Annotated in this window: 3 protein-coding genes; all 3 read right to left on the bottom strand. The window is 64.2% G+C overall.

Annotation, left to right across the window (positions count from 1 at the left end):
* Window positions 1–6,662, bottom strand: a 6,662-nt coding sequence (locus BN871_RS15100; RefSeq protein WP_048747029.1) for a hypothetical protein, incomplete at its 3' end; no start/stop codon positions are given.
* Between the two features lie 31 nt (window positions 6,663–6,693).
* A complete protein-coding gene (locus tag BN871_RS15095) occupies window positions 6,694–11,952 on the bottom strand; it encodes a hypothetical protein (protein ID WP_048747027.1) in 5,259 nt (1,752 codons plus the stop codon).
* A 168-nt stretch (window positions 11,953–12,120) separates the two neighbouring features.
* Window positions 12,121–13,242 (bottom strand): response regulator, encoded by a 1,122-nt coding sequence (locus BN871_RS15090; protein ID WP_048747025.1) that lies wholly within the window; start codon window positions 13,240–13,242, stop codon window positions 12,121–12,123.
* Between the last annotated feature and the right edge of the window lie 2 nt (window positions 13,243–13,244).

The following is a 13,244-nucleotide window of genomic DNA, read 5'->3' as shown; positions in this document are numbered from 1 at the left end:
GGCAGCTCGATCCGCAGCGTCTTGCCTGCCGCGGCGAGCTTGTCGGCGAGCGCGCGGGCGACCGTGATCCGGTAGCCCTCCGCCGCCGCTTCCGCCGAGCGGAGAACAACGTCGGCCGAGCCGTCCGCGCTGGAGGCATCAAGCCGGATGACGACCGTTTTGCCCTCCCATGCCGCCTCGACGGGACTGCCGTTCACGCTGGCCTGCGCCTTGTCTCCCGCAGCCGGCGCTCCGCCGCCTCCGAAGCCGAAGCCGCCCGGCATGCTGTTCCAAATATTCGCAGGCAGCACCGAAGCGGCCATCGCCAGCTTGCCGGCGGAGGTACGCTTCGCCACGACGACGTTATCGCCGTGCTTCGCCCCGATGACGCCGTCCGAAGGGACGACGCTCCAGCCGGAAAGATCCTCCTTGAAGGCAGGCAGCTTGGCGCCCGCCCCATAGACGCGGTATGCCAGCTGCTGGCCGGTCATGTCTCCGGCGTCGGAGACGACGATGCGCGTCTTATCCGACGAGCCGAGCACGCTTTCGGTCGAAGCATGGATCGAGCCGAGCGAGGTCGGCGCCGGCAGCGCCACCTCCGCGACGGCCATCGCCTGCAGCGTCATGGCGTCCGAAACCCGGTACTCCGCCGTAATCAGGCTCGCTCCGGCACCAGTAGCCGTCAGCGTGCCGTCCTCGGCCAGCAGCGCCGCTTCGCCGTCCGCCGTCAGGCTCAGCCGCTCCAGCTCTTCCTTGCCGAGCGCGACTTCCTTGAATCGCGGCTTGCCGCTGCCGTCCTTGCCGTCCGCCACCTTCAGCACCGCCTGCAGCTTCACGCTCTCGCCAGGCTGCAGCTTCGGAATCGGCTTCAGCAGTATCGCGCTCGGCGCCCGGAAGCCGTCGTTCGTGACGTTCACGACCGCCGAGTTCTCGTTGCCGGCCGCGTCGCGGGCCACGAACTTCAGCTCGGCTGCGGCGCCTGCGTCTTCAGGCAGCAGCACCTCGCCGCTGAATCGCCCGTCCTCTCCGACCTTGACCGGCTGTCCGGCGACCGCGAGGACGTCGCCGACGGTCGTCGTTCCGGAGACGCGGATGCGGCCCGATTTGGTTCGGGCTCCGGTCGCCGGCTCGTCGATGTACAGCACCGGCGCGATCGTGTCGACCGTCAGGTACAGCATCGTGACCGAGACGTCTCCGGTCGCCGTGTTGCGGGCTCTCAGCTCCACCGCGAACTTGCCGTCCGTCGCGAAGCGGTCCAGCTTCAGCGTGCCGCGGCTTCCGCCGCCCTCGGTGCGCATGTCCGCCTTGCCGAGCAGCTCCTCCCCGACATAGGCCTCCACTTCGACGTTGGGCTGGGTGGAGAGGAGCGTCAGATTCTGCTCCGTGCGGCTCGTGAGCATTTCCCAGAACTTCTTGCCGTCCGGCTTGGCCGGTCCGCCGCCGAGCGTGAGCTGCGGCTTCTGCGCGACAGGCAGCAGCGTCGCAGCCGAGTCGGCGCGGTCCGCATAATGCGGATTGCGGTTCTTGTCATCCACCGCAGTCGGCACGGCGGAGGCGCTCACGCCGATCGTGTAGACCTTGCCCGTCTCCAGTCCGGCATGGCTCGCTTCGCCGGCCGGAACCGCCGTGCCATCGAGACTGGAGGTGTTGATCGTGTCCGATGTCGATACGGCGGCCCAGCCCCCGATCGGAATGCCCTCGTAACGTCCGGAGGAGGCGTTCCAATACGGCTTCAGCTCCTCCTCCGTCATCAGCACGGTGCCGAACGGCTCGTAGCTCTTCATCGCCTTGTCCTGCTCCTGCAGCGCCTCGATGACGTAGCTGCGTTCATAGGCCTGCTGGCCGGATTTGACCGCGCCGGGCTTGAACGACAGATGGAAGTAGCCGTTGCCGGCCGGCTTCACGCTCACGCCCTCGACCTTGGCCGGAGCCATCGGGTCCTTGAGCTCGAAGCGCTGCGCCGACGTTTTCGTGCCGAAGGCGTTCTCCGAATGGAGCTCCGCCCGCACATAATAGCTGCCCTGGCGCAAGAGGCCGCGGATATCCTCCGTGCCTCCCGCCAGCGGGATGCGGGTGACGTCGATCGCCGCGCTGCCCGCCGCGGCCGGCAGATCCTTGGCGATTAGCAGTCCGGCGTCGCCGGTCTGCTGGACGAGCTCGCCGGTCGACAGCTTTTCCATCTTGCCCGTCACCGCGTCGCTGGCCAGATAGAGGCTGACCGTATCGCCCGGCTTCGCATTGTCGACCTTCCAGGTCGCGCTGAACTTGTTGGCATCCGCCGGATTCGGCGTCAGGCCGACCTCGCTCAGCTGCGGCGCCGTCGGCACGTTCAGCAGCTTCGTCTCGACCGGCGCCTGCGCCGTCAGCGTCCATTTGCCGCCTGCGGCGGCTTTGTCCGCCGGCACGATGACGTATGCCTTGCGCATGTCCACGCCCGTCGGCGACTGCTTCGCCGGCACGGTCTGCGTGAACGCGTTCGCCGTCTTGTCCGTGTTCGTATTGTCGAATTTCACCGGATACAGCTTGCCGCTGCCGTCCTTGAGCGTAAATGCCGGCATGTCCTTGCTGTCGTATTCCATCTCGATGATAGCATTGCCGCTGACTCCGCTCATCGGAATCTCATGCACGCGGCCGCCATTTTTGACCGTGATGCCGCCGACGCCGAGCGTCATGTCGCCGTTGTCGACGATTTTGGCGCCGTTCCCGATCTCGCGGTATTCGATCGCCTGCGATTCCTGCTCGGATGCGATGCGGGAGTCGGCCACCTTTTCTACGCCCGTGCCGATGACGAGCAGGCGCGGTCCGCGCTCCGGATCCTGGATGACCAGATGGGCCAGTCCCTCCGGCAGCTGGTCGCTAGACGTGCCGAATTCCACTCCGCCTCCCCAGTAATACGTGATGCCGAGGGAGATGAACAGGATGCCGACGCTGCCCCACAGCTTGTCGTTGTTGACGCCGAGGAAGACGCTCGAGAGCGGCATGCCGCCGACGACCGGCACCGAGCCCGGAATCTGCACCTTGGAGCCGATGTAGCCTTCGAAGTCGGTGCGGTTCTTCTCCAGGTTCTGGCCGACGAAGATGCCGGCCTTGCCGACGATGATGTCCCAGCCGCCGATGTCGATTTCGGCCTGCACCCGGACGAACCACGGCGTCACCCACTGGGCTTCCAGCAGCGCCTGCGTCAGCATCGGGATGCGGTCGTCCTCCTCCGCATTGGCATCGGGCGAGTATTTCATCCGCCCCTCGATCTTGATGCCGGTCCGCTTGAGCGTCATGTCGATGTCGCCGAAGAAGTAGGCCGGCGCCATGCCGAAGCGGATGCCGACGCCCGCCTCGATCGTCAGCGGGAACGGATCCTCCTTGGTGCCGCCGGCGATCGTATCCGCCAGCTCCCGCACCGCGCCGCGCACGGCGGTCAGGTAGGTGGCGCCGGTGATGAGCACGCCCGGGCTCTTCAACTGCGTGCCGAAGGCGATTACATCCGGCAGGATGCGCCCGTCGTCGACCTGCTTGAGCGAGAATTCGATCGAGACCTCGGCCATGTTTTTCAGCTGCGCCTCGAACTCGAGTCCGTACTGGTTGTTGATCCCCTCTACCTTCTGCACGTAGTGGGTGACGCTGATGCTGCCGCTCGGCTTTTTCGGACCTTCGCTGTCCGCCTTCTTGTCCTCCTTCGGCCCGAACAGGCCGAGGCTTTCATTGAGGTCGAAGCCGAGCTTGGCGTCGATGCCGACAAACCCTTTGCTGTTGTAGATGACGTTGTTGATCTCCGCGTTCACGACCTTCAGCGACACGGAGCCGCCGAACGAGATGCCGCCCTCGCGGAGAATGAAGTCGTTCAGCGACAGGCCGAAGCCGTCGATGGAGAAGCTCGGCGCGCTGAACAGCGAGTGCTTGTTGAAATACACATTCTCCAGCATAATCTGCCGGAGCGGATTGAGCCGGTCGCCGACGCCGCCGACCGCCCACTTGAGGCTTCCATTCTGGCTGTCGTCCTCCGGGTTGGTCGCCGACTGCTTGTTGGCGTCCTTGCTCTCCTCTTCCTCGTCTTCGTCCTCGCCGCTGCCGGCGCGCGGGATGCCGTAGCCGTCCCCGCCGAGCGTCTTGTCGAAGCCGTTGAAGAAGTCGAGGGTCCATTCGCCCTTGTGGAAAATGAAGCCGCTGCTGGCCACGCTCAGCGTGCCGTCGCCCTTGACGAACATCGTATCGAGCAGCGGCAGCCCCTCCGGCTGCTTCATGCCGAAGATGTCGAGCTTGCCGCGCACGATGACGAGGTCCTTGCCGCTGTACGCGACCGAATCGTTGATGATGGCAGGCTCGGTCTTCGTATCGACGATGATCTGCTGATCGTCCCCGGTGCCGACCTGCTTCACCATGCCGCGCACGACGACGAGCGCCTCGCGGTCGATGTCCGCTTCCTCCGCCTCCTCCTCGAACGCCTCCAGATCCTCCTCGCTCTCGAAGATGCGGTAGTTGTAGAGCGGCGTCTCCGCCAGCGCCGATTCGTCGGCGAACCCGCTCAGATCGAATTCGGGATCGACCGCCTTGCTGGCGGCTCCGATGAGCGCGCGCGTCTTTTTGTAGCTCGTCGCCGCGGCGTACAGGAAGCTGCCTTCCTTGAACGGATTGCCGGGGAACAGGCTGTTCAGCTGCTCGAGCCGCTCCGCGCCGACCGTCGCGCCGTTGTCGAGGCCGCTCAGATCGACGACTTCCTTGTACAGCGCCAGGATGCCGGCCTCGCGGATGCGGGATTCGTCGTTGTCGGTGACGAGGATCGTCTCGCCGGCCGTAATGTCGTACATCGACGCGATCTCCGGATCGTCTCCGGCGGCCGCCTTGTAATCGATCGCGATTTCGTATTCGCCGAGCGGCAGCTCCGGTCCGAGTCCCTCCTCAAGCACCTTGCCCGTCTCGTCGACCTTGTCGCCGCCCCGGTAGGTGATGCGCATGTCTCCCGTGAGGCCGTCGTCGGTCGGCTGCAGCAGCACCGAATCCTTCACCGGCACCCGGTAGCGGTCGCCGGTCGCCTTTTCGATCAGATACAGGTCGAAGTTCGGCTCCGTCCCTTCGCCGCCCGTCGTGTACGCTTCGATATTCGAAAGGTTGACCGTCATGTACTTGACGTCCGTGCTGTAAAGCTCCTTCGGCGAGACGCCGTATACATACGTCGGCGTCGCCTCGCCTACCGGCGGCAGCAGAATGAAGTTGGACTTGACGGACTCGTACTGGGCCTGGATGCCCTCGTCCTTTACGCCCTCCAGCTTGCTGCGCGTCTCCGGGCTGCGCGCCGTCAGCATGTACTGGCGCGTCGTCGGCCACGGCTTTCCTTTGGCCATGACCTTGAAGGAAGCCGTCACTGTGTCGCCCGGCTTGTACTTCGGCTGGATGCCCTGCCGGGCTTCCTCCGGCGTCGCTTCCTTGCGGTATTCCAGCTTCTTGCTGCTCACATTGTCCACGAGCGGCTTGCCGGAGGCGTCCCGCCGGATGTTGCCCCGCTCGTCGAGCTGCACGAAGCTTAGCCCGCTCTGGAGCGTCATCTCGAGCTCAATGCGCGAATGCTCCATGTTGAACGCCGGCAGATTCTCGATCTCGGCCGTGATGTCGAAGATGCCCTCGTCCCGGTAGGCGCTGCCGTCGGCCAGCGTCGCGAGCTGCTGCACCGGATCGACGTAGCGGATCGAGAACACCTTGTCCGGCGAGACGATCTCGCCGAGGCCGTACACCGTCTCGAAGCTCTGCATGCGTCCCGGCTCGATCGCGTCCGGGTTCCAGTAGAACGCCACGGCGGAGTCGGCGCTGCCGTAGTCGTTCGTGTCGCGCGTGAAGTCCAGGTTCGGGTGGACCGTATAGTCCCACTTCGTGTTCGCGAGCCCGTTCCAGTGGCCGACGACCATCTCGTCGACGATGTTGATGTTCTGCTCGGCCATATTGTTGAAGCCGTAGGCGACGACGTTCGTCGCCTGCGCATTTTCCAGGTCGAGCTTGTCGCGCATGACCCAGTAGGCCGGAAGCTTGTAGAGCGGGCGGTCCTCCTCGGGAATGCCCAGCTTTTCCGGCTCGTGGGTGAGCCTGCGCTCCACCGACAGCGGCGCCTTGTACGCCGTGCCGACCTGGAACGCCGGGCCGTCGTTGCCGCCGGCCATCGTGTCGAGCAGGATGCGGCTGCCGACCTCGACCTTCGCGCCGCTGCCGTTGACGACCTCGTAGCGGATGTTCACGTTGCCCGAGTTCGCCTTGTCCTTGCTGTCCGTATACAGCAGCAGGATCTGCTTGATCTGCACGCCTTTGAGCGTCCAGGTCATCTCCAGCTGCTTCGTGCCGTTCGGCTTCTCGACGAGCACCGGCTCGGTCGTGCGCGACTCCTCGCGGCCGAACTTGTACTTGTTGCCGAAAATATAGTCCGTGCCGTCGATGCGGAACGTCGTGAACGACGTCTCCGGATCGTCCCCGCGGAAAATCAGGCTCACGTTCTGATCCTGCTTGCGGATCGGCTGGCCTTCCACCGTACGGATGCCGTAGCGTCCCGTCTCGTTGTCGACGGTCACCTTGATAAATTCATTCTGAATCGTCGTCGTGCGGCTCTTGCCGAGCTCGGCGGCCACCGCGTGGCCGCTCTCGAACAGGGCAGGAAACACCAGCACGAATGCCAGCAGCGACGAAATTGCGCGTTTGAGCAGCCTCACCCAGCATCCCCCAGTTCCTTCGTTCATGACTCTACTTGACCGATCCGACAAAGAAGCTCGCGTATTCGCGGTCCCGCTCCTGCGTGCGCACGATGATCGTGTACCAGCCCGCTTTCGGGAAGGTGACCGTGAAGCCTCCGCCAGCCAGCTGCTCGTACGTCAGCTTGGACGCGATCGACTTCATCTGGCCCTCGCGGTACAGGCCCGGCTGGTACAGCAGCTCGAACGTGCCGGCTTCGTTGACCGTCTCCTTGCCGCCGACCTTCATCGCGTTGTAGCCGCTCACGCGGAACGTGATGCGGTTCGTATCGAACAGCGCCTGCTCGCCGGAAGAAGCCGAGAGGAGCGTGCCGTTGCCGAAGATGAGCAGGCCGCCGTTCTTGACGACGACGACGTCCTGGTAGGCGACCGTGCGGTTGCCGACCTCGTCGGACGCCGTATAGGCGACGCGCTGGCGACCGAGCCTGCTCAGGTCGAGCCCGCTGATCTCGACCTTGATCTTGTCCGCCGCCGACAAGTTGTCGGAGACGGTGTAGCCGCCGAGATCGGCCGCGGCGTTGAAGCCGGCCTTGTTCTGCACGACGCCGGCCGTCTGCTGCTTCAGCTGGATCGTCGGAGCGGCATTGTCCAGCCCTGCCACCGTCACCGGAATTTGCGTAGCGTTGCCCAGCGCATCGGAGATCGACAGCGCCGATGAGCCGTTGCTTTCAAAGATGCGGGAATACGCATAGGCTCCGCTGGCGTCGCTCACCTGATTGCTGTAGGCGCCCGGCGTCCCGATCGGCCTCAGGCCGGAGAAGACGGCGTTCGGCGCCGCGACCTTGCCGCTGAGCGTCACCTTCATCCTGCCGGCGGCGTACTTCTTGCCGCCGATCGTGACGATGCGGCTTGCCGGCAGCTCGGCTCCCTGGCTGTCGACGAAGGCGTAGGAGACGCGCTCCGGCTGCGGACCTTCGCTGACGATGCCGTCCACCTGCTCCTTGAGAATCATCGTATTGCCGAGCGCGTCGCCGATCGTGAACGATACGGTCCCGTTATTCGTCACGGCGACGCCGTTGTTCTGGCTGTGCACGACGAAGTCGCGCGCCTGGCTGTCCGCCTTGACGACCGACAGCGTCACGCCCGAGGAGAGCACGACGCGTCCGCCGGAATCGCGGAGAGTGCCGAAGCTCTGGCTGCCGTCCTTGCCGTAGGCGTAGGAGCGCACGATCTGCACGCGCGGCGGATCGCGGTCGATGTTCGACACGACCGCCGTCGCCTTGCCCGTGTTGCCGGCCGCATCCTTGAACTCGAATTCGAAAGCGCCGTTCTCCGTGAACGTGTAGATGCTCTTGCCGCCGTTGTTCGTCACGATGATCGGCTCCAGGCCGGTCAGCATCGCCGTCACATGGCCGTTCGTCTTGATGTTGTTGCTCACGGAATATTGGATGATGCCCTCCGGCTTCACATCGTCGACGTTGTTCACGACGACGACGAGCGTCTCCTTGCGCTTCGCGTCGTTGAGGTCGGTCAGCTCGAACGTGTAGAAGCCGTTCTGCTTGACGTTGAACCGGTTGCCCGAGCGCGTCGGCTGATGAGGGTTGAGCTTGGAAATGGCGATCCGGATGCCAGGCGGCGGAGCGATCTCGAACGTCGCTCCGTCAGCTCCGTTCACCGGCGTCAGCCCGGACATCGCCGCTACGGCATAGACCGGCTCGGCATCGGGATCGAAGCCCTTGGCATCGACCGGATAGACGGCGCCGATCTTTCCGCTCGGCGAGCGGTACTTGACCTGCACCTGCAGCGCGGAAGCATCGCCCGAAGGCACCTTCAGGCTGACGAACGTCGTATATGGACGCCATTTCTGCCAGCTTTCGCCGCCGTCCGGGGATACGGAATACTCATAGCCGGAAGGGTTGTCGGTCTGCAGCCCCAGCTTGACGATGGCGGTATAACCGTCCTCCTCGTCGCCGGTCAGCCGGACAAGCGCCGACGTTCCCGGCGCGGCCGGAGAATCCTTGACCGGACCTGTCAGCTTGAACGTGCCCGATGTGGCCGCGAGGGCCGTATTGCCCGCTCCATCGGTCGCCTTCACATACAGGCGGAAGTCCGCCGTCTCGCCGTCAGCGAGGACTTTTGTCCCCTCCAGCTCCGCGACGCGGCTGTTCCCAAAAGGCACCCAGCCTCCGGAGCTCACCGAAGGCTCCGGATCTCCCTCCCGCACCCACTGGTACGAGGCGGTCAGGCCGCTCTTGCTGTACAGCTCGGCAAGCGTCACGAGTACGCTCTGCTTCGGCAGCGGGTAGCTCAGGCTTTCCAGGCCGAAGCCGATCTGCGGCGGTTCATTGTCGAAATAGTACGCCCTGGAGTAATACTGCGTGCGGTCCCCGATCACCGCCTTCACATGCGCGTAGCGGACGCCGCTAATCTCCTCGTCCGGAATCGTGTACCCCGTCCAGCCCTCCTCGGCCGCGGCTTCCGGCTCCAGCGCCGCGAAGCCGCCGTCGGACGGCCGCAGCGGGCTGTCCGACCAGGCGTAGCCGACGTAGTCCGGCACCGCTTGGCCGATCCAGAACCTCACCTCGGAGCTGCGCGTATAGGCCGCGTTCGGCTCCGGCAGGAACCGCGTCGGCAGCGCCTGCTCCGAGCTGACGGTGACCGGCGCGCTCTGCGGCGTGCCGACGATGAGGTTGCCGGCCTGATCCTCGGCCTTGAGGTAGAGCCAGTACGCTCCGTCCTCGAACACGTCGGTATAGGTCGACTGCGTCACCGTGTAGGACGGCGCCTCGTCTCCGTATACCGCGCCGGCCACCGTCGCTGCCGGCTTCCACTCCAGCTCCTGCGGCTGGAAGCCGTCCTTGACCCATTGGTAGCCGATGCTGCGGATGCCGCTGTGCGGCTCCTCCACGAGCGCCTGCACGGTCACGTCCGCCGTGCCGTCGGCGGAGACGACAGCCGGCTTCAGCTGCGGCTGCAGGTTGTCGAGGCGCAGTACGCCGACCTCATGCGTCCAGTTGGAATCGTCGTTTTTGAAGTCTTCCAGCTTCCATTCGTTGCTGTCGCCGTACTGGCCGACGGCCGCCAGCGCCTTGTTGTCGGCGTAGAAGGTTTTGTCCGCCTCCGAGCCGGGCGCCTCCGCCTTCCAGGCCTCATACTGCTCGGCATGCTTGAGGACGTAGTCCTTCATCTTTTCGTATTGCATCAGCTCGCGCGCGGTATCCCAGGTCATGTCCGCCGTCCACGTATGGAGGTACCATTTGCCGCTGTTTTCGGGCAGCAGCGCCTCGGGAGGCGGGGAGATGACGTTCGTCTTGTTGTTGGCAGCCGAGAGCTTAAGCCCGGTCATCTCCGGATACAGCTCCTCCGACGGCTGCTTCGCCGAAAGGGAATAGCGCTTCACGGCCGCATAGTGGTCGGCCTCCTTGCCCGCCAGCGGATCGGCCGGGGACTGGCTCCAGGCATAATACACGAGGCCGATCGACGGCGCCGCCTCTCCCGTCATATTGCTCGGGCGGTAGATGCCGCGGCTCGGACGCTCCGCTCCCCGGTCTTGGACGACCGGATCGAGCGCCGGCACGAGCAGGGACGGATCGTTGGCGTCGATCGTCACCTTGCCCTCCTTGGCATAGGCCGTGCCCGTCGCGCCTCCCGCCTCGTAGCGGTAGCCGATAAGCGGCTTCGTGTTGTCGATGAACAGGTTCGCCCAGTCGATCTTGGAGTTCACGAGCGACGGCTCCACGTCCATCGGCGCATTCTCGAACACGCCGTCGTAGTTCGCCGGCTGGATGAGCAGATTGCCCGCATAGTCCTGGATGACCGACAGGTCGGACAGAGACGGCGTCTTGTTGTCGTGGGACAGCGCGATCACCTTCAGCAGCGGCGTCTCCAGATCGACGGAGTCGCCGATGACGGCGCGGAATTTCCAGACGCTCTTGCTGTAGCCGGAGACGTAGTAGGCCTTCATGCCGTTGTTGAACAGCAGGTACGTGCCCGCCTCCTGGCCTTCCCAGATCCGGTTCACGATGCCCGGCTCCGTGAGCTGCACGCTGAAGTCGATGACGTCGCCTTTGTTCAGCGTCGTGCCGGTGAGAATCTCCGGCTGGATGCCGTTGCCGGACTTGCTGTACTTCGGCCGGACCGCATCCACGATGACCCGGTAGCCGCCGGCCTTGTAGTCGAACGGATCCAGCGTATGCCCTTGCACCTTCGGCAGGCTGGCCGCGCTGGCCTTGTTCGGGAAGCGCATCGTTGCGACGTTGCCCGCGGCGTCCGCCAGCACGGCCTGCTCCAGCTTCTCCTTGAGCGACAGATCCATCGGAGCGGCGTTCAGCGTGCTTCCGTCGACCTTCGGCTCCAGCGGCAGGTTGCCGCTGTTGTGATAGGCCGAAGCGGCGTACCGGTAGGCGATCTTGTCATGGTACGTGCCGAGATTGGCCGCGCTGTACGTCGTGTTTTGCAGGTACTGCGGCTGGCCGGCCGCCGGCAGCCCGGTGCCGTCGGGATTGACGAACAGCGGATGCCTTAGGAAATAATCGGAAAAGCTTGCCGTCACCGAGGTCGGCCGGACCGGCTCGCTGAAGTTGTAGGCGAGGTCGACGAACTCGTTCTTTTTCACATAAAGCTCGGTTTGATGAATCTCTTCGTTCTCCCGGGTAGCGCCGTTGCCGGTGAACGTGTAGCCCTCCAGCACGGGACGCTCCTTGTCCTCGAACTTGATGTACAGGCCGCGCACGCCCGTCGGGCCGTCGTCGTCGTCCTGGCCGAAGATGCGGATCGTGATGACGGCGCCCGGCGTCAGCAGGCGTTCAACCGATTTGTTGTAGATCTGCGTGCTGCCGCTCGTGCTGTTCGTGTTGTAATACATGATTTCCTGGCCGTTGACCTTGACTTCGATGCTGGAGTTTTCCGATCCGGAAAACACCCCGTAGTTTTTGCGGAGCGTTCCGAAGCCGATCTTCATCGAAGCGTGGCCGCTCAGCGCCATTGCCGAGAGCAGCGGATTTTCGCCGACGCGCAGCGTGTAGGTCGCTCCGGATTCATCCGTGAATACATCGCCGGCGCCCCAGTCCGCCGACGTGTCCGGATCATGCTGCATATAGAAGCCCTGCTCCATGCTGTTGTAGAAATTGCCGAACGCATTCTGAGCCTCATAGCTGAGATTGCCGATGCGGTTGCCGAATTTTTGTGTAACCTCCAGATCGGCCGCAGCCGCCTCGGCCGGCGCAGCCCAGCCTCCTGCCGCGGCTCCGACGAGCAGGCTCGCCGCCAGAAGCAGTTTGAACCCTCGTTTGCCAATTTTGCGCAGATGCACCTCAGTGCCCCCCTTATCCCCTTGTCGAAGACTGACTTCAGACCCACTCTAATTTCGACACAATCCGAGTCCATTCTAGGAAAAAGGAATAAACGAAAAATAAACAAGCGATAGAAAACACAAAAAAAGCCAGGACTTTAGTTCTAAAGTCCTGGCTTATCGATGAAATTAAAAATGAGCGGCGTTCATGAGCGACGCGAACGAACGGGAAGGAGCCGCGCCGAGATCGCGGGCGAGCCTCTCCTCCAGCTCCCGGTACTGCCTGGCCGCGTCATGGGTGCGGCCGAGGCGGATGTAGAGGCGGATCAGCTCCACGTGGATATCCTCCCGCAGCGGATCGAGCTCGATCATTCGCTGTAACAGCGGAAAGGCGGCCTGAGGCTTGCTGTCCCGCAGCAGCAATCTCGCCTTCCCTTCCATCAGCTCCATCCGCTCCCGCTCCAGGCGCCGCGACAGCTCGCCCGCCCATTCGTACAGCTTGCCGGTCAGGAACGAGCCTTGCGCCGCGGCCTCCGCCTGGTCGAAGCGCAGCAGATCCGGCGACGGCTCCGCACGGATCCGCTGGACGATGCGTTCGTACTCGTACAGATCGCAATCCACCTGCGAGGCGTCGATGCGGATATCGTAGCGTCCGGCCTGCAGCAGCGATTCCAGGCCGGCGTCTGCGAGCGGCCGGCGGATATAATAGAGCGTGGAGTTGATGTTTTTGGCGGCTTTGTCCGGGTCGAGCCCTCGCCACAGCGTATCGGCGACTTCCTCCCGGCTGACGGTCCCTTTGCAAAGCAGGTAGACGAACAGCTCCTCGGTCTTGGGGCTGCGCAGCTTGATCGGCGCTTCCGCGCCGCCCGTACCGTCGCAGCGGAAAAAGCGGATGCCGCCGAACAGGCGGACGCCGAGCTTCGGCTGCGCAAGCGGCTCCCGAGACGGCTTAAGGCGCTTCTGGAGACGTTCGAGCGTCTTGGCCAGCCGCTCCGCGTTGACCGGCTTGAGGACATAGTCCGCCGCGTCCTGCTCGAAGGCATCGACCGCGTACCGGTCGTAGCCGGTTACGAAGACGACCTCAAGCGACTGCTGCAGCTGCTTCAGCCGGGCTCCAAGCTCCATCCCGTCGATCTCGGGCATGTTGATGTCGAGAAAGGCGACGTCGACGGGATGGCTGCGGATGAACTCGCAGGCTTCCGCCGGACTGAAGAAGCTGCGGCGGATCTCCACGCCGCCGATCTCGCCAGCAATTCGCGACAGCCGGCGAACCGACAGCTCCTCGTCATCCACGATAATCGCTTGCAGCATCG

The sequence above is a fragment of the Paenibacillus sp. P22 genome (assembly GCF_000469945.2).
Lineage (GTDB): Bacteria > Bacillota > Bacilli > Paenibacillales > Paenibacillaceae > Paenibacillus_O > Paenibacillus_O humicus.
This window is presented reverse-complemented; position numbering and strand designations above follow the sequence as displayed.

What these genes read in the sequence shown, in the direction of transcription:
- BN871_RS15090 (WP_048747025.1), bottom strand. Translation starts at nt 13,242, where the DNA reads ATGCTGCAAGCGATTATCGTGGATGACGAGGAGCTGTCGGTTCGCCGG.